Annotated in this window: 15 protein-coding genes and 1 other RNA gene; 6 read left to right on the forward strand and 10 right to left on the reverse strand. The window is 69.6% G+C overall.

All coding sequences use genetic code 11. The features are described from left to right. Positions 1-176: 176 nt before the first annotated feature. A complete protein-coding gene (locus QHF89_RS00780; RefSeq protein WP_136965184.1) occupies positions 177-1,052 on the forward strand; it encodes an SIMPL domain-containing protein in 876 nt (291 codons plus the stop codon). 2 nt (positions 1,053-1,054) lie between these two features. Here the strand turns inward: QHF89_RS00780 and QHF89_RS00785 are convergent, their stop codons facing one another. The 5 genes from QHF89_RS00785 to QHF89_RS00805 form a co-directional block, all read right to left on the reverse strand. Beyond that, positions 1,055-1,441 carry a hypothetical protein gene (locus tag QHF89_RS00785; protein WP_136965185.1) on the reverse strand — a complete coding sequence of 129 codons (387 nt, stop codon included), beginning with the start codon at positions 1,439-1,441 and terminating at the stop codon, positions 1,055-1,057. A gap of 4 nt (positions 1,442-1,445) precedes the next feature. Further along, complete coding sequence (gene floA, locus QHF89_RS00790; protein ID WP_284719878.1) at positions 1,446-2,435, reverse strand: flotillin-like protein FloA; 990 nt, start codon at positions 2,433-2,435, stop codon at positions 1,446-1,448. Continuing rightward, positions 2,432-3,772, reverse strand: a complete 1,341-nt coding sequence (locus tag QHF89_RS00795) for an NfeD family protein (RefSeq protein WP_284719879.1) — start codon at positions 3,770-3,772, stop codon at positions 2,432-2,434. Before QHF89_RS00795 ends, floA begins: the two co-directional genes overlap by 4 nt. 98 nt (positions 3,773-3,870) lie before the next feature. Beyond that, positions 3,871-7,359, reverse strand: coding sequence for a WD40 repeat domain-containing serine/threonine protein kinase (locus QHF89_RS00800; protein ID WP_136965187.1), 3,489 nt, complete (start codon positions 7,357-7,359; stop codon positions 3,871-3,873). Between the two features lie 97 nt (positions 7,360-7,456). Further along, positions 7,457-8,242, reverse strand: coding sequence for a sterol desaturase family protein (locus tag QHF89_RS00805; protein ID WP_136930491.1), 786 nt, complete (start codon positions 8,240-8,242; stop codon positions 7,457-7,459). 161 nt (positions 8,243-8,403) lie between these two features. Here QHF89_RS00805 and QHF89_RS00810 point away from each other — a divergent pair, with 161 nt between their 5' ends. Both QHF89_RS00810 and QHF89_RS00815 read left to right on the forward strand, forming a co-directional pair. After that, positions 8,404-8,805, forward strand: coding sequence for a DUF6184 family natural product biosynthesis lipoprotein (locus QHF89_RS00810; RefSeq protein WP_136930490.1), 402 nt, complete (start codon positions 8,404-8,406; stop codon positions 8,803-8,805). 172 nt (positions 8,806-8,977) lie between these two features. Further along, positions 8,978-9,733 (forward strand): hypothetical protein, encoded by a 756-nt coding sequence (locus tag QHF89_RS00815; RefSeq protein ID WP_136965188.1) that lies wholly within the window; start codon positions 8,978-8,980, stop codon positions 9,731-9,733. On the opposite strand, the gene QHF89_RS00820 is transcribed toward QHF89_RS00815, so the two are convergent. After that, positions 9,730-12,462, reverse strand: a complete 2,733-nt coding sequence (locus QHF89_RS00820) for a phosphoenolpyruvate carboxylase (protein ID WP_136965189.1) — start codon at positions 12,460-12,462, stop codon at positions 9,730-9,732. The genes QHF89_RS00815 and QHF89_RS00820 overlap by 4 nt on opposite strands. A gap of 209 nt (positions 12,463-12,671) precedes the next feature. On the opposite strand from QHF89_RS00820, the gene QHF89_RS00825 reads away from it, so the two are divergent. Continuing rightward, positions 12,672-13,292 carry a DUF4360 domain-containing protein gene (locus QHF89_RS00825; RefSeq protein ID WP_136965190.1) on the forward strand — a complete coding sequence of 207 codons (621 nt, stop codon included), beginning with the start codon at positions 12,672-12,674 and terminating at the stop codon, positions 13,290-13,292. Positions 13,293-13,325: 33 nt separating this feature from the next. Here QHF89_RS00825 and QHF89_RS00830 read toward each other — a convergent pair whose 3' ends face one another. From QHF89_RS00830 to ffs, 4 genes are all read right to left on the reverse strand, one after another. Then, a complete protein-coding gene (locus QHF89_RS00830; RefSeq protein WP_136965191.1) occupies positions 13,326-13,871 on the reverse strand; it encodes a hypothetical protein in 546 nt (181 codons plus the stop codon). After that, complete coding sequence (locus QHF89_RS00835; RefSeq protein WP_136930485.1) at positions 13,868-14,632, reverse strand: TerC family protein; 765 nt, start codon at positions 14,630-14,632, stop codon at positions 13,868-13,870. Before QHF89_RS00835 ends, QHF89_RS00830 begins: the two co-directional genes overlap by 4 nt. A 64-nt stretch (positions 14,633-14,696) precedes the next feature. Next, a complete protein-coding gene (locus QHF89_RS00840) occupies positions 14,697-15,488 on the reverse strand; it encodes a hypothetical protein (RefSeq protein ID WP_136930484.1) in 792 nt (263 codons plus the stop codon). A 65-nt stretch (positions 15,489-15,553) separates the two neighbouring features. Continuing rightward, an RNA gene (gene ffs / locus QHF89_RS00845) (signal recognition particle sRNA small type) lies at positions 15,554-15,641 on the reverse strand. Positions 15,642-15,815: 174 nt separating this feature from the next. On the opposite strand from ffs, the gene purD reads away from it, so the two are divergent. Together purD and QHF89_RS00855 are read left to right on the forward strand one after the other, a co-directional pair. Continuing rightward, on the forward strand, positions 15,816-17,159 hold the full coding sequence (purD, locus tag QHF89_RS00850) for a phosphoribosylamine--glycine ligase (protein ID WP_284719880.1): 1,344 nt from the start codon (positions 15,816-15,818) through the stop codon (positions 17,157-17,159). Positions 17,160-17,186: 27 nt separating this feature from the next. Beyond that, on the forward strand, positions 17,187-17,738 hold the full coding sequence (locus QHF89_RS00855) for a hypothetical protein (RefSeq protein ID WP_211365395.1): 552 nt from the start codon (positions 17,187-17,189) through the stop codon (positions 17,736-17,738). Positions 17,739-17,768: the final 30 nt, after the last annotated feature.

The following is a 17,768-nucleotide window of genomic DNA, read 5'->3' on the forward strand; positions in this document are numbered from 1 at the left end:
TTGCGAGCGGGGCGCGCGATTCAGCTCCGTTGCATGAACCCTTCCACTCGGATCGAGCGGTCTGTGGAACCCTGGGAGAACTCGACACCCGCTTGACCATCTGCCAGAGTCCCGGCGGCCGCCTGTAAGTTGGGCGGTCGTTCGACGTTATCTTCTTCGTGAGGAGGATCTTTCGTATGCGCTTCGGTTCCGTGCTCGCGTTCGTCTTGCTCGTCCCCGCCTCGTTCGGGCTCATCGGCTGTGGTGGTTCGCATCACGGCGGCTGGGGCGCGCGCGGCGCCTCTCAAGAGGCGGTCCGTCACATCACGGTCGTCGGTCATGGCGAGGCCATGGGCAAACCCGACATCGCGCGGACGAGCCTCGGCGTCGAAGCCTCGGCGCCGACGGTCGAAGAGGCGATGAACCAGACGAGCGCGCGGATGAAGGCGATCCTCGACGCACTGAAGAAGCTCGGTGTCGAGGACAAGGACGTCCAGACGGCGAATTTCTCGATCCAGGTCGAGCGGCCCTTCATCGACGGTCCGATGCCCGTGCCCATGCCCGAGCCGCTTCCCGCGCCCGCGCCGGTGAAGGGCGGGAAGGCCGCCGCGGCTTCGGCGCCGGCTTCGGCGCCCGTCGCGTTGCCGCCTCCGCCGGCCGTGAAATACCGCGTGAGCAATACCGTGGAAGTGACGATCCGCGACGTGTCGAAGGCGAGCCGCGTCGTGCAGGCGGCGGTCGACGCGGGGGCGAACAACGTGTGGAACGTGAGCTTCGGGATCGACGAGACGAAGGCGCTCGAAGCGACGGCGCGGGAGAAGGCGGTCGCGGACGCGAAGGCGCGGGCCGAGGTGCTGGCGAAGCTCTCGGGGGTCGAGCTCGGGCCGGTGATCAGCGTGAGCGAGGTCGTCGGGCGCGGTCCGATCGGCCCGATGCCGATGATGGCCACGGCCGAGGCGAAATGGGGCGGCGGCGGCCCGCCGCTCGCGATGGGCGAGGTGACGTATTCGACCTCGATCGAGGTCATCTTCGGCATCAAGAAGGCGCCCGAGCCGCCGCCCCCGGCCGAGTGATTTCAATCGGCGCCGCGCGGCGGACCGAGTAGGGCCCCGAGCAGAATCGCGCGACGCACGTCGCCAGGTTTTTCCAGAAGAACCGGTGACGTGCGCCGGCGGCGGGGCGGGGCGGGCGCCGCTTCGAGCGTGCTCGGGATCGCGGGGAGACCCTCTTCGAGGGAGACCGGGCGCGCGGGGATTTCTTCCAGCGATTGATATTCCACCGGCGAGCGACGGTCGGGGCGAGGGGGTGAGGGCGGCGCCCTTCCCAAGAGCGCTCGCCGGTGCGCTGCGAGTTCCCTCGCGGCGCGCTCCTGCGCTTTGCGGCTGACCCGCGCGAAGAGCGCCGGCAGCACCGGCATCATCAGAAACACGAGCACGACGAGCAGCGAGACGAGCCCCTCCACGGCCTCACCTTCGTCCTTGTCCGATCGCCGGCCTCACGTCGGAGGGCACGTCGTTCGCCACTGAATGCCGCATGGCCGTGTCCGCTTCGAGGTTCCGCATTCGATAATAATCGAAGATGCCGAGGTTGCCCGACCGGAACGCCTCGGCCATCGCGCGTGGCACGTCCGCCTCCGACTCCACGACCCGCGCGCGCATCTCCTGCTCCAGCGCCACGGCCATCGCGCGGCGCTCCTCTGCCTTCGCCTGCGCGATCTGTTTGTCCGCGTTCGCCTGGTCGATCTGGAGCTTCGCCCCGATGTTCGCGCCGACGTCGACGTCCGCGATGTCGATCGAGAGGATCTCGAACGCCGTGCCCGCGTCGAGCCCGCGCGCGAGGATGTTTTTCGAGATGTGATCGGGGTTCTCCAGCACCTCCTTGTGCGTCGCGGCCGAGCCGATCGTGCTCACCATTCCTTCGCCGACCCGCGCGATGACCGTCTCCTCGCCGGCGCCGCCGACGAGCCGGTCGAGGTTCGTCCGCACCGTCACGCGCGCGATCGCAATGAGCTGTATGCCGTCCTTCGCCACGGCGGCGATCCGCGGCGTCTCGATCACGCGGGGCAACACGGACATTTTGACCGCGTCGAGCACGTCCCGCCCGGCGAGGTCGATCGCCGCGGCGCGCTTGAGCGGGAGGTGGATGTTCGCCTTGTCGGCCGAGATCAGCGCATTGACCACGCGCGTCACATTGCCCCCCGCGAGGTAATGCGCTTCAAGGTCGTTCGTCGACACGTCGAGCCCGGCCTTCACCGCGCTGATCCGCCCATTCACGATGACGCCGGGCGGCACCCTCCGAAAGCGCATGCCCACGAGCGACGACAGCCCCACGTACGCCCCCGAGGCCCACGCCGCGATCCAGAGCGGCAGGGGGATCAGATACAGGACGACGAAGAGGCCCACGAGGACGAGGCCGACGATCCCGAGGATCCCGAGCTCCACGCCGAACATGGTCATTCACCTGTTTCTTTCTCGCCGGCGCGCCGCACGACCACGTAGCTCCGCTCCACGCGGAGCACTTCGAGCGGCGTGCCGGCCGGAATGTATTCGCCCTCGGAGAGCGCATCGACCCGCGCGCCCGTGATTTCCGCGACGCCTGAAGGCCGCAGCGGCGAGGCCGCCTTGCCGAGGTCGCCGGGCAAAATCGCGTCGAGGGGCGAGGCCGGGAAGGGGAGCGCGCGTTCGGGACGCCCCGTTTCGAGGACGAGCCTGCGGCCGAAAGGCAATCGAGGGAGAAACCGCAAAAGGAGGGCGGCCCCGCCGAGCATGACCGCGAGCGCGAGGGCGACCTCGGTCGCGGCTCGCACGGCGCCCTCCGCGGTCACGCCCGGCCCGACGAAGCTCATCCCGAGCCCCGCGAGGATGGCCGCGACGCCGAGGATGCCTGCCAGGCCAAACCCCGGGATCACGAAAATCTCCAGCAAAAGGAGCGCGATTCCACCGCCCACGAGCGCGAGCTCCTCCCAGCCCACGAGCGCGAGGATCGCGTGCGACCAGAAGAACAGCGCCAGGCAAACGAGCCCGACGATGCCTGGCGCGCCAAACCCGGGCGTGCGGATCTCCACGAAGAGCCCCATCAACCCGAACCCGAGCAGGAGCGAGCTGACCAAGGGCGACGTCGAGAATCGCACGAGGCTCTCCGCCCAGTTCGGCGCGAGCGTGCGAATCTCCGCGCCAGACAAACCTCGTCTCGCCAGGATCTCGTCGAGGGAATCTGCGCGGTACGAGGCGGCGCCGAGCGCGAGCGCCTCCTCGGTCGTCAGCGTGAGCAGCTTGCCTTTCGCCACGACGCCCGGGATCTCCACGTCGGAATCGACCATGGCCTCGAAGAGCGCAGGCGGCCGGCCGCGCGCCTCGGCCGTGGCGCGAAACTCTTTGCGTACGAACGACGTCGCCTTTTCCCCGGCGGGCTCCGTTTGCCCCTGGGGCCCGGCGACGACGGGCGCGGCGGCGCCGATCGTCGCGCCCTTGGCCATCGCGATGTCCTCGGCCGCGAGCGCGATGAGCGCGCCCGCGGAGATCGCACGCGGGTCGACGAACGCGACCGTGGGGACGCGCGCGTCGAGCAGCGCATCCCGAATGACGAGGGCCGCGTCGACGCGCCCGCCGAGGGTATCGATGGGCAAGACGAGCGCGGCAGCGCCGGCCTGATCGGCCTCGCGCACGGCGCGCTGCACGTAAGGCGCGAGGCCATTGTCGATTTCATCCCGAAGGGGCGCGACGTACACGATGGGCCGCGCCGTCGCCTGGCCGCGCGCGGACGCGCCGAACAGGAGGGCCCAAAGAGCGAGCACGAGGACGCCTACACGACGTCGAGACGAGGCGCGATTCGCCACACGAAAACCCCCACGATAAGGTTAGGGCTCCCGGAGCGAGGCGGAAGGGGGATCTCTCAGCGTGTGGGCTCGGGCGATGCCGGGCGATCGTCCAGGTGCACGACGTCCTTCGTGGCCGCGTCGAGCCAGGTCCGCAGGCCCGTCTCGTCCGCGGGGAGGTCGTCGCCCCAGAGCCGCACCGTCCGATCCTGGCCCGTCGAGACGAGCGCCCGGCTGTCGGGCGAAAAAGCGATCGACGCAACGCCGCCCGCGTGCCCGGCGAGCGGTCGATCTTCGTGGCTCTCCAGGTCCCAGATGCGGGCGCTGCCGTCGAGGCTCGCCGAGGCGATACGTTTTCCGTCGGAGGAGACGGAAATGCTCACGACGGTTTTTCCGTGCCCGCGCAGGATCTCGCGGGGTTTGCCCGTGGCCGTCTCCCAAAGCCGCACCGAGGGCTCCGAGCCGAGCGAGGCAAACGTGGCGCCGTCCGGGAAAAACACGATCTGCGTGACGCCATTGCCGCTCGCGTCGATGACCCGCCCCTGGCCGGTCGCGAGGTCCCAAAGCCCGATGGTATGGTCGGCGCTGCCCGAGGCGAGCGTTTTCCCATCCGGCGAAAATGCGACCGCGCGGACCGCGCGCTCGTAGGTGCCCAGCGTCTTTGCTTCTTTCGTCGCGAATCGATAAATGCGCACGGTCTTGTCGGCGCTGCCCGTGGCGAGGACCGCGCCGTCCGGCGAGAACGCGAGCGTCTCGACGGGTTTTTCGTGCTCGAAGAGGACCTCGGCTTGTCCGGACGAGACGTCCCAGAGCCGGATTTTCTTATCGGCGCCGCCGGAGGCGAGGTGTTTGCCGTCGGGCGCAATGGCGATCCGCGCGACGCGCCCCGCATGGCCGCGAAGCACCTTGGGGGGTTCGCCCGAGAGCGAGGCGATACGCACAGCGCCGTCCTCGCCGGACGAGGCGATCGCGGTTCCATTCGGAAATACCCGCAAATCGCTGACCTTGCTGCCATGCCGATCGACGATCTGCGGCGCGCCCGAGGCGAGGTCGAAGAGGCGCACCGTGCCGTCGTCCGCGGCCGAAACGACGCGTTTTCCGTCGGGGAGGAAGGCCGCGGTCGTGGCCGCGCCGTCGTGCTCGCCGACCACCCGATCGATCTGCGTGCCGAGCTCCCATACGCGCATCGTCTGGTCGAAGCCCGCGGCGGCGAGGCGCTTTCCATCCGGCGAGAACGTGACGCCGTGGAGCCCGAGCCAATCCTGGAAGCCGCCGAGCGTGCGGCGCTGGCCATTGCCGACATCCCACAAGACCACGTTGCGGTCCTGCCCCACCGCGGCGACGCGGCTGCCGTCGGGCGAGAGCGCGAGCGTCTTGATCTCGCCGCCGTACTGGCCGAGCAGCCGGGTGGCGCCGTTCGAGAGATCGGCATAACGAACCGCGCGGTCCTTCGAGCCGGAGACGAACGCGGTGCCATTCGGCAAGAACGCGAGCGCCGTGACCTCCTTCGTGTGGCCGGGGAACGTGCGGAGCGCCCCTTTCGAGGTGTTCCACAGCCGGATCGAGCCGTCGACGCCGCCCGTGACCACGAACATGCCGTCGCGCGAGACCGCGATGCTGGAGCAAACCGAGGTCTGGCCGGAGAAACTCTGGCTCTTGTCGGTCGCGACGTCCCAGACGACGAGTTTTCCCTTTTCGACGAGGACGAGCGTGCGGCCGTCCCCCGAAAAGACCGCGCCGCGGCTCAATTCGACGCCGGTGTTTTCGGCGACCCGTTTTCCCGTACCCGCCGCGACGTTCCAGAGGAAGACGCCGTCGCCGAAGCCCTGCGAGGTGAGCCATTGGCCGTTCGCCGAGAAGCGGATGCTCGTCACCCATTGCTCGTGGCCCGCGAGGACACGCGAGGTGCCCGACGCGAGGTCCCAGATCCGCACGGATTTGTCCTTGCCGCCCGTGGCGAGGAGCTTTCCGTCGGGCGAAAACGCCGCGGTCCAGACCTCGTCGCCGTGCCCCGCGAGGACCTTGTGCGTGCCGGTTTCGAGGTCCCACACCCACACGGTTCGATCGTCGCTCGCGGTCGCGACGGTGTTGCCGTCGGGCGCGAACGCGACCGCGTTGATGCCGCCGCCGTGCCCCCGGAAGACCTTTCCGATGCCACGCGCGAGCGCGTCGGCGGCGAGCGTGCGCGCGGCGGGGAAACGCGGGCTGTTCGGCGAGAGCGTCTTCAGCCAAGCGATGGCCTGGCTCGGGTCCCGCTCCATGAGGCCGCGGGCCTGCGAGATCGTGAGCTCGTCGGCGCGCTTCGTGGCCTCGGATTGCTTTTGCTGGGCTTCGAGGCGCTGCGCCTGGGCCTCGGCCTTTTGCCTTTGCGCCTCGACCTCGTTCGCCTGCGCCCGATTGCGCTCCTGGATGATGCGCGTGAGGCTCAAGATGCCGACGACCGAGAGGGCCAGGACGCCGACCAAGCCCACGAGGAGCGGCGTGCGGCGGCGCTTGATGAAGCGGCGGACGATCTCGCCGCGCGAATACGTGTGTGCCGCGACGAACTGGCCCATCTGGAAGCGGCGCAGGTCGTCCGCCAGCTCCTTCGCTGTCGGATATCGCTTCGACGCGTCGCGGGCCATCGCTTTCTCCACGATGGCGAGCAGGTCCTCGGGGATCCCTTTTTGCCGCTCGGCGAGCGGCACGGGCGGCGCTTCGAGGACCTTGAGGGCCACGTCGATCACGTCCCCGCCCGGGACGTCGTACGGGGCCACGCCGGAGAGCGCGCGATAGAGCAGCGCGCCGATCGCATACACGTCCGCGCGCTCGTCCACGGGTTTGGCCATGGCCTGCTCCGGGGGCATGTACGCGGGCGTGCCCATGATCGCGCCGACAGACGTCAAATGCGCGCTCCTGCTGACCGATTTTTCCTCGGACGCCAGCGGCCGGGGTTTGCCGGAGAGCGGCTCGGCGAGTTCGTCGTTCAGGTCCTTCGCGAGGCCCCAATCGATGACCACGGTCTCGCCGAACCGACCGACGAGGACGTTCGCCGGCTTGAGGTCGCGATGGACGATCCGCTGGCTATGCGCATACGCCATCGCGTCGGCGACGGCGAGCAGGTGCGGGAGCAAGGCGAGGCGCTCTTCGAGCGTGTGCGCCTCGTTCATCACGTCGCCGAGGGGTTTGCCCGTGATGAGCTTCATCGCGTAGAACGGCTCGCCTGTCGGCCAGCGGCCGGCCTCGTGCACAGGGACGATCGAGGGGTGCTGGAGGCGCGCCGTGATGATCGCCTCGTACACGAAGCGCTCGGCCTCGGCCGCGTCCGTGGAGAGCAGCTCCTTGATGGCGACCGTGCGGTCGAGCCGCGTATCACGCGCCTTCAGGATGCGGCCGATCCCGCCTTCCGCGAAGACGCCGCTGACGGCGTAGGCCGTGCGCTGGACGAGCGGGAGCGACGCGGGGGTGAGCGCGGGGCGCGCCGCGGGCGGCGGAGGCGGCGGCGCGTCACGGAAGGAGGCGATCTCCGCGTCCGAGATCTCGAGCTCGTCGATGGAGGGCCTGTCGAGGGGAGGGCTTGCCGGCACGCGGGCAGACTATCCGATTTGCGTTTGGCCGGCACAGGGGAGCGGAGCGGCGTGGTCGTGCTTTTTCGTCGCCGCCCGTCGATCCCGGACGTACGGGTCAGGACGGATCGGCGCGCTCCTTGAGGCTCCGGAGCGGTTGGCCGTCCATGACGCGCTGGAGGAGGACCGGCCAGTCCTTCCATTCCGTGCCGCAGAGCCGATCCATGATCGAGGACTGGAAGCTGTAATGGCCTGTCCAGCGGGCGTGATGGAGCGCGTGATAGACGAAGGGGTTCGCGCTGATGGAGCGCCACCGGATGCCCGTCACCGAGCGCGTGAGCTCCACGTTCGCGTGCCCGACGATGTTGCCGCCGATGTTGACCACGAGATAAGCGGCCCAGCCCCAGAAGCCGATCGGCGCGACGTACGACATCACGAGCGGCATCCCCGCATACCCGATCATCCAGGCGCACGACTCGACGAAGCTCATCGATTGCCCCGTGAGCGGCGTCGTCACGTGGGAGCGATGATGCCATCGGTGAAATCGCACGAGCGCGCGGTGGTGCATGGCCCGGTGCAGGAAGTAATAATACACCTGAAAGCCCGCGAGCATCACGAAGAACGTGAGGCCGTCCCGCAGGAGCGAGGTCTCGCCGAAGCGCACGAGGCCCGAGGAGAGCACGGCCGTAAACGTCGTCACGGCGACCGCGAGAAAGACGAGGTTGCCCACGAGCTCGAAGCGATACTGGCCCTGCGCGAGGGGCACGTCGAAAATGCGGCGGCGCGGGAGCAAGCGCTCGAGCGCGAACCCGATCGGGACGTTGAAGAGCGTCAAACCCAGGAAGAAGGCGAGCACGATCAAGGCCAGCTCGGGCAAGGAGGCCTGGATAAGGAGGTCGGGCATGTTCCACCCGTAGCGGCGAAAAGCTGCGCATTCAAGAGATCCCGCGGCTGGGCTCGCTCGATTCGTCCGCGCTCCCCGACGCCTCGCGCCGTCCGTCCGTTACATCCCGTGCCGTCCCGCGCGGTCCGCCCTTGGCGCCTCGATTGCACCGCGGACGCGGCATGAAGAAGCCCCGCACCCGGTACGCTCCCGCTCTTCTGTTCGTCGTCCTCGGCACCGGCGTCGCGCTCGGCGCCTGCAGCCGCGAGAACCGCGCCCTCGGCGAGTCGCCCCGCGGCGACGTCGCCCGCGCCCTGCAATCGCTGGCCGACGCGCGCTGCGACCGCGCCGTGCGCTGCAACCAGATCGGCGCCGGGCAGCGATGGTCGAGCCGCGACGCGTGTATCCAGTCCGTGCGCCAAGCCGAGCGCGAGGACATCAACCTGTACGAATGCACCGGTGGCATCGATCAGAAGGAACTCTCGGAGTGCCTGAACGAGATCAACACGGCCCAATGTGACTCCGCCTTCGACGCCCTCGCCCAGATGGCCGCCTGTCGCTCCAGCGACATGTGCCTCCACTGAGGACGTCGTCGCCGGGGTCCGCGCTCACGAGACCACCCCGGCGAAAAATTTACCGGGCGGGTTCAAAGTTCCATGGGGGATGTGCGTCCAATCTTTGCGCGCGACGTGATGGCCGCCCTCGGCGGTGCCCGTCGATGACGTGATCCTTTGCCCTATCGGGAGGCATTCCCCCATGTCCGCCACGCGAGACAACTCCGTCCTATTTTCGCTGAACCAGCTCCTTTCTCTGCACGAGCAGACCGTGCGCGAGGAAGAAGAGGCCGCGCAGGCGCGGATCGAGGCCGCACGAATCGCCCGAGAAGAGGCGGCCCGGCGCGAGGCCGAGGCTCTGCAGCAAAAGGCGCGGGCCGAGGCTGAGCGGATCGCCCGGGAAGAGGCTGCCCGGCGCGAGGAGGCGGCGCGGCTCGATGCGCTGCGGCTCGCGGAGGTGGAGCGCGCGCGGGCCGAGGTCGAGGCCCAGGCCCGCATGGAGATGATGCGCAAGGCAGACGAGCACGAGCGGGCGCTCGCAGCGCTGCGCGAGGATGAAAAGAAAAAGAAGCTGAAGCGCGCCCTGGTCTCGAGCGTGCTCGGCGCCGCGGCGCTGATCGGTAGCGGAATGGGCCTGTATTTCGGCAAGATCAAGCCGGACCAGGACGCGTCGCTGGCCAATCAGTCGGCCGAGGTCGAGGCGACGCGCGAGGAGGCGGCGCGGCTGCGCGCGAAGCTCGACGCGAATGGAAAGCGGCTCGACGAGACCGCGGCGCGCCTCGAAGAGGAGAAGCGCCGGGCGCGCGAGCTCGAAGAGGCGAAGAGCGCAGCAAACGAGGCCCCGGCGCGACCCGTGCAAAAGGGGCCGTTGCCCAAGCAGCACGAGGGCCCGAAGACGGGCGGCAAGTGCCTGCCCGGCGAGCCCGGCTGCGATCTCGACGGAAACCGCCTGTTCTAGCCGGTATTTCGCATTCCCGCGGCGATCCCGTTGATGGAGAGCAGGATCGCCCGGTCGCAGCACGCATCTCCCGCCCGCTTCCGCCGAAGCAACGCCACCTGCAAGAACGACATCGGGTCCACGTAGGGATTGCGGAGGTCGATCGACCTCTGGAGCGTGGGGTTTCCGTCGAGCAATCGCTTCACCCCGAAGAGGCGTTTGATCCACGCCACCGTGCGCGCGTGTTCGTCCTTGATGGGCGGCCAGACGGCCTTGCGGGTCGCAGGCGAGGCGAGGGCGGCATACCGGGCGGCGATCTCCATGTCGCTTTTCGCGAGCACCATTTGCACGTTGTCGAGCACGGTGCGGAAGAACGGCCACCGGTTCGTCATTTCGACGAGCAGCTCGGCGCCGCCCTCGCGCCGGGCGAACGCGTCGAGCGCGCTGCCGACGCCATACCAGCCGGGAAGGATGGCGCGGTTCTGCGTCCAGCCGAAGACCCAGGGGATCGCGCGGAGCGCTTCGAGGCCGCCGGCCTTGCGTTTGCTCGGGCGTGAGCCGATCGGCAATCGCGCGATTTCGTCGACCGGGGTCGCCGTGGTGAAGAAATCGACGAAGCGAGGGTTTTCCCAGACGAGCGCGCGATAGACGCGCCGCCCCTCCTCGGCGAGCTCCTCGAAGGCCTGCGCATAACGATGCTCGTCCTCCTCGGAGGGCCGCTCCTCGGCGCCGAGGGTATGCAAGAGGGCGCCGCCGACCATGAGCTCGAGCGTGCGCAGGGCGAGCTCGGGGCGCGCATATTTGTGGTCGAGCGCCTCGCCCTGTTCGGTCGCCTTGTACCGCCCGGCCACGCTTCCCGCGGGGAGCGCCAAAATGGCTTGTTGCGCCGGCCCTCCGCCGCGCGCGACGGATTCGCCGCGGCCGTGAAACACCCGGAGCGCGATGCCCGCCTCGCGCGAGACCTTCGTCAGCTCGGATTGCGCTTTGCGGAGCGCGAACGCCGCCGCCAAGAGCCCCACCTCCTTGCCGGAATCGCTGTAGCCGACCATGACCTCCTGCACGCCGCGCGCCATGAGGTGGCGCCGATACTCGGGGTGCGCGAGCAGCGTGCGCAGAATGGTCGGCGCGGAGACGAGCGCGTCGTGCGTCTCGAAGAGCGGGACGATGTCGATCGTGACGGCCTGTTTGTCGACGTCGTACAATCCCGCGGCCCGCGCCAGCGTGAGCGCCGCGAGGAGGTCCTCCGCGCGCTGCGTCATGGAGAGGATCAACGTACGCGCCGAGCGCTCGCCATACTGGCGCTGCGCCTCGGAGAGCTTGCGAAGCGCGGCGAGCAAGCGCGCGGCGCCGGGCGTCTCCTCGCCGCCGCCCGCGAGCCACGCCGCCGCGGCCGTCGCGTCCTCCGCGGGCGCGCGGAGCTCGAGCTCGGCGATCGACAGGCCGAGGACACGCACCCGCTCGGCGAGCGCGCGCGCCCGCATCTCCCCCGCGTTCGAAGCGTTCGCCTTGCGCAGCGTGTCGGCGACGAGCAGGAGGTCGCGATGAAGCTCGTCGCTCGTGCGGTACGCGACGCCGAGCTCGGCGTGACTGCCGATCGCGCTCGCGGGAGCCCGCGCCGGCGGCGGCACGCTGCCGACCCGCGGTGCGCGTTGCCGCGCCACCTGGCGCTCGGTCTCCACGGCTTCGAGCGCCGCCGCGAGCCGCGCCTCGACGAAGCGCAGCTTGCGCCGCCACGGCTCGCCCTCGGTCTGCGCGCTCTCCTGCGCGGCCACGCCCGGCATGGCCACCGCGTCGTCCGCGAGCGATGCGCTCAGTGCCTCGGGCACGCGCACGTGCCGCGCCGACTGCGAGAGCGATCCGCCGAGCTCGCGCACGGCCCCGAGCAAGCGACGCAGGCCGCGCGCGCGATACGCGCGGATCGCGTCCTCGACGACCTCGGGCGTGACGTTCGGGTTGCCGTCCATGTCGCCGCCGGGCCAGGCGTGGATCCGGAGCGGCATCGGCTGCGCGGCGAGCGGCTCGCCGTACGCACGTTCGAACGCGCGCCCGAGCTCCAGCGGCAGCTCGGGCAGGAGGTCCCAGAGGATCTCCTCGACGTACCAGAGGACGTTTTTGACCTCGTCGCCGACGGTCGGTTTTTCTCGACGCACCTCGTCGGTCTGCCAGAGGACGGTGATCTCTTCGCAGATCGCCGCGCGTGCTTCTTCTTCCTCGCGCGGGAGCAGCCGGCATCGGTCGCGCTCTTCGAGGCGCCGCGCGATGCGGTAGAGCTTTTCGAGCACCGTGCGCCGCGCTGCCTCCGTCGGATGCGCGGTGAGCGTGAGCGTGACTTCGAGCCGCGCGAGCGCCTCGCGCATGGCCTCGGCCGAGACGCCTGCCTTCTTCGCGGTGATCATCGCAGCCGCGAGTGAGCCCCGCTGCGGCGGTTCGCCCGGGTTGCTCGCGTGGGCGCGCGCGCGTCGGATGCGGTGGTGCTGCTCGGCAATGTTGACGAGGCGGAAGTACATCGCGAAGGCACGCAGCACGGGCTCAGCCTGTTCGATCGGGAGCGCTTCGAGCTGCCGCACGAGCTCCTTCTGCGCTTCGGCCCTGCCCGTGCGAGGCCCTCGACGTCTGCGGATCGAGAGCTTGCGGATCACCTCTTCCACGGAGAAGAGCGTCTCGCCCTCTTGCTCGACGAGCACTTCGCCGAGCAGGCGACCGAGGAAACGTACGTCGGAGCGGAGCGGAGCGTCGACCTCGCGGCTCATGGCGCGGAGTGTACGCCGAGCCGAAGACGAAGATGACGATGAACGGGCGAATCCGTTTTCCCCCGGGAATCCGTGGCGAACAGAGCGAACGAGTCCGGCGCGGATCGCCTTGCCGTCGAGCTTGATCGGCTCGAAGTGCTGGCGGCCGGCGCGCATGCGCGTGCGCCGCCCACGTCGATACCGGGGCGCGGGCCCCAGGGGAGGATTCCATGAAAAGGACGTTGGCTCGGGTGTTGTTCGGGCTCGGGCTCTCGGCGCTCGTCGCGCCCGCCGTCGCGAAGGCGGAGACGCCGCCCGAGGTCTCTCTCCGATCGGTCACGGCCCTCGGCACCGGATGCCCGTCAGGTTCGGTGCGGGCGATCGTCGCGAGCGACCGTCAGTACATCGCGCTCGTCGACGGCGCGCTCGCGGCCTCCGCGGGGCCCGGCGTGCCGCCCTCGGAGCAACGCGTGTTTTGCCAGGTGATCCTCGATCTCGATCACACACCCGGCTACTCGTACGCCGTGACGAACGCGTACGGATATCGCGGCTCCGCCGAGCTCGACGCGGGGGTCACCGCGACGGTCGGCGTCGAGCGGTACTTCACGGGAGAGCTCGGCGAGAACCCGGTGCACACGACGCTGCGCGGGCCGTTCGCGGAGCGCTTCGTGGTGCGCGAGCCGGCCGACGCCGTGGGTCCGTTCTCGCCGTGCGGGGCTTCGCGGCCGCTCAACATCCGCACCGCCGTGAACGTGAGCGTGCTCGGAAACCCCGCGGGCGCGGGCCGCATCCGGCTCACGCCGGCGTGGGGCATCGAGGTCCTCCGGCTGCACTGGAGACGCTGCGGCTAGCAGGCTGCTGCCGGCGCGCCACGCGCGCAGCGCCTACTTGGCCTTCGACTTGGCCTTGATGGGCAGCCGCGCCGTGGCGAGCGTCGCGCCGCCGTCGTCGAGCACGCGCACTTCGAGCTCGCCGGTGTCGCCGGTTTGCATCGTGTTGTAGCCCCACGTGCGGAACGACCACGAAGGTTCGACGGTGAGGTCGAGCGGCGTGCGGAGCTTGCCGTTCACGAGGAAGTCGACGTGCACCTTGCGCTTGTCCTGCGAGCGGTTGCGCAGCTTGAGGTGCGCGTAGACGCGCGTCCCCGGAGGCGCGACGTCGAGCGTGTCGACGGGGTCTTTTTTCTGCACGTCGGACGTGAGCGTGAGCTGAAGCAACTCGATCGAGGCACGCTCGCTGCTCGGCTCGGCAGGCGGCGACGACGGCGTGGACGACGACGCATGCCAAGGCGTCGTGCTCTGTGCGTCCGAGGCACCTGCGTCGACGGGCGGTCCTGCGTCGGGGTTTTGCGCGACGGCGGAGCCCTCGGGACAACCCGCGAGGGTGAGCATCAGAGCGGCGAGCGTGGGGAGATGAGAAGCGCGGGTCACTGCGCGCGATCCTCGTACGGGTTGTGCAGCTCCACGGGCGCCTGCTTGCGCACGCGCAGCTTCATGTTGATGAGCTCGACGCCGAGCGAGAAGGCCATGGCGAAGTAGACGTAGCCCTTGTTGATGTGCTGGCGCATGCCCTCGGCCACGAGCAGCACGCCGATGAGCAGGAGGAAGCTCAACGCGAGGATGCGCATGCTCGGGTGACGGTTGACGAAGCGGCCGATCGCCCCCGCGAAGAGGAGCATCACGAAGACGGCGATCACCACGGCTGTGGCCATGATGCTCAGGTGCTGCGCCATGCCGACCGCGGTGATGACCGAGTCGAGCGAGAAGACGATGTCGAGAAGGACGATCTGCGCGACCGCGAAGCCGAACGAGATGTGCTTGACGGGCTTGCCGTCCTTGTCGCCCTCGACCTCCAGGCGTTCGAACATCTCGTGCGTGCTCTTCGCGATCAGGAAGAGGCCGCCGCCGAGCAGGATGAGGTCGCGCGTGGAGAACGCGTGGCCGAGGAGCGAGAAGAGATCACTCGTCAAGCTCATCACCCACGTCAGCCCGAAGAGCAGGCCGAGGCGCATGAACAGCGCGAGCGCGAGGCCGAGCGAACGCGCCGCGGGCTGCTGCTTCGCCGGCAGTTTGTTCGTCGTGAGCGTGAGGAAGACGATGTTGTCGATCCCGAGCACGACCTCGAGACCCGTGAGCGTCGCGAGGCTCGCCCAACTGTCGGCATGCTTGAAGACTTCGAGGCCGCTGCTCATGAGGCGCTCGCTCTAGCACGACCGCCGTTCGGCTGCCGAACGACCTCGTGCACAGCTCGTTCGTTCACGAACAAGCCGAAGGCGCGAGCCGCGCGCGCTCCTCGATCTCCAAGTGGAAGGCGCGGAAGATCGATTCCTCCGGCCAGGGCGGCGCACCAGCGAGCAGGCGCGTGGCCTTGTCGTTGTCACCGCGGTCGATGGCGATGACGGCGGCCGCGTACCGCATGGCCCAGAAGACGAGCGGGCTGTTCTCGCTCGCCCGTTCGAGCAGCTCGTCGTCGCCGGGTTCGCTCTGGTGCGCGAAGGCGCGGGCGAGCGCGAACGCCGCGGAGCGCAAAGCGAGGACACGATCCCGCAACACGCTCGCGCCACGCGGCAGAGGCAAACGCACGAGGCGGCGGGCTTTTTCGAGCGCGGCGTCGCGGTCGCCCTCGAACGTGAGGAGGAGCGTGTCGAGGAAGAGGCGATGCTCGATCGCCGCTTCCCACACGGGCCCTCGCTCGGCGGCGGCGAGCGCGGCGCGCGCCTTGTCGATCCAGCCGCACGCGGCGAACGCCGTGGCCGCCATGAGCGGGCCCATCGTGGCCGGATAGGGGATCCGTTCGAGCGCGCCCGCCCAGCTCCGCAGGACCGCGATCACATCGCCCGAGCGCAGCACGCGCCGAAGCCGCCTGCGCGAGAGCCACCGGCCGAGCCACGCCGCCAGGACGATGCCGATCACGGCGCCGGCGACGAGCGGCTCGTGCAGGGCAAACCGCAGGCCCGCTGCGACGAGGGCGGCGGACGCGATGAACGCGACCCACCGGAACACCCGGCCCTCGCGCGGCTCGTCGTTGCCCGGGGACAGAAAATCCACGACGACCGTAGCGTACGGCCAGGCGTCGGGAGAGCAACCCTCGCGGGATGTCCGAGGACAAAAAGGGAAAAGGGCCCGCCACACCCGCTTCCTGCTACCGTTGCTCCCTTCCGGGCCTGGCGGGGTTCACAGTGCGCTGTCGGCGGACCCACAACGGGACGAATCCCGAACGGCCACAGTCGTACTTCATCGAAACGCGCCTGTCGAGCGCCCGGCCGAAAAAAGTTCGGGGTGCGTCTTGGACGCGGGCGCATGTCCCTGATCGCTTTGGCGCGCGGGGTCACTTTTCGTTCGCGCGAGGTCGGGGCGCGTGGTAGCCGGCGCACCGTGAATCAGCGGGCTTCCGGATCGGAGCGGTCGTCGGGGCGGCGGGTGCTCGTGCTCGGCTCGGGCGCACGAGAGCACGCCCTGGCCAGAGCGATTTCGCGGTCGAGCACGACGGCCGAGGTCGTCGTGGCGCCGGGCAATGCGGGCACCATGGACGAAGGCGGGGCGGACGCCGCGCCGATCCGTTCAATCGAGGGCGCGCGGCTCGACCCTGCGGATGTGGTCGCGCTCGCGCAGCGCGAAGCCGTGGACCTCGTGGTCGTGGGCCCCGAAGGGCCGCTCTGCGCGGGCGTCGCGGACGCGCTCGGCGCGGCGGGGATCCGGGTCTTCGGTCCGAGCGCGGAGGCTTCGCGGCTCGAAGGGTCGAAGGCGTTCATGAAGCAGTTCGCCGCGCGGCACCGGATCCCTACGGCGGACTTCGAGATCGTGACGGACATGGTCGCCGCCGAGGCGGAAATCCGGCGGCGCGGCGCGCCGGTGGTGGTGAAGGCCGACGGCCTCTGCGCGGGCAAGGGCGTCGTCGTGGCGCAGACCGAGGCGGAGGCGATCGAGGCGGCGCACGCGATGCTCGTCGAGCGTCGTTTCGGGGACGCGGGGCGCGTGGTCGTGATCGAAGAGGCCCTCGTCGGCGAGGAGGCGAGCGTCCTCGCGGTCACCGATGGCACGTCGCTGCTCGTGCTCCCCGTTGCGCGGGATCACAAGCGTGTCTTCGACGGCGACCGAGGCCCGAACACGGGCGGCATGGGCGTGTTCGCTCCGTCGCCGCACGTCGGCCCCGAGCTGCTCGCGCGGATCGAGCGGGAAATCTTGCGGCCGACGATCGACGGCATGCGTGCCGAGGGCCGGCCCTTCCGGGGCGTGCTCTTCGCGGGGCTCATGATCACCCCAGCGGGGGATCCGCTCTTGCTCGAACACAACGTCCGCTTCGGGGATCCCGAGTGCGAGGCGCTCGTCGCGCTGCTCGACGGCGACCTCGCCGCGATGTGCGCGTCGGTCGCGCACGGCAAGCTCGATCCGACGGCCGTGCGGGTCGCGCCGGGGCGGAGCGCAGTCGTCGTGGTGCTCGCGGCGGCCGGATATCCGGGAACGCCGCGCGCGGGGGACGTGATCCGCGGGCTCGACGAGGCGGCGAAGGTGCCTGGCGTGGTCGTGCATCACGCGGGCACGAAGCGATCGGCTGAGGGGATCGTCACGGCGGGGGGGCGCGTGCTTGCCGTCACGGCTGTGGGGGCTTCGATCCTGGAAGCCCGCGAGCGCGCGTACGAGGCGGCGCGGCGCATCTCCTTTGCGGGCGGGCACTTTCGGACCGACATCGGCGCCTCGGTGATCGCCGCTGCGCGGTAGCGCTCGACCGCGCGACGCGCCTTCGTCATGCTCCTCTCACCGGGCGCATGGTCCGGGACGAGCGGCACCGTGGACCCGATCATCGACCTCGCCGAAGGCACGGAAGAAAACACCCTCGCGATCCTGCTCGCCGACCGGATCCGGCAAAACGTCGCCCATTCCGCTCGAAAAATGCAGGACTTTCGGGCGCTTCGAGGCTCCGTGCTCGTCGTGGCGCAGGACACGACGCAGACGTTGACGATGCGCTTCGATCACGGGCGGCTGACGATCCACGACGGCACCGTGGGCATCCCCTCCGTGACCCTCTGTGGTGACGAAGCCGTCCTCCGGCGCCTCGCAAACGTCGGTCTTTCCCGCTGGTTGCGCTTGCCGAAGGTGTTCACGCGTACGCCGGAGGGCGGTGCGACCTTGTGGGACGTCGCGCGTGCGATGGCTGACGAGAAGCTCACGATGTACGGGCTCCTCTCGCATCCGCGGCTGCTCCTCTTCCTCCTCCGGGTTCTGTCCGAGGAAGGCCCGGGCCGGGCGTGGCCCGGGTTTCGGTGGGTCGGCCGGCCGGACCGAAAAGAGCCGCTTTGACGGCGTTCTACGCCATTGGTATGGCTCGAA

This window comes from Polyangium sorediatum (assembly GCF_029946465.1).
Lineage (GTDB): Bacteria > Myxococcota_A > Polyangia > Polyangiales > Polyangiaceae > Polyangium > Polyangium fumosum.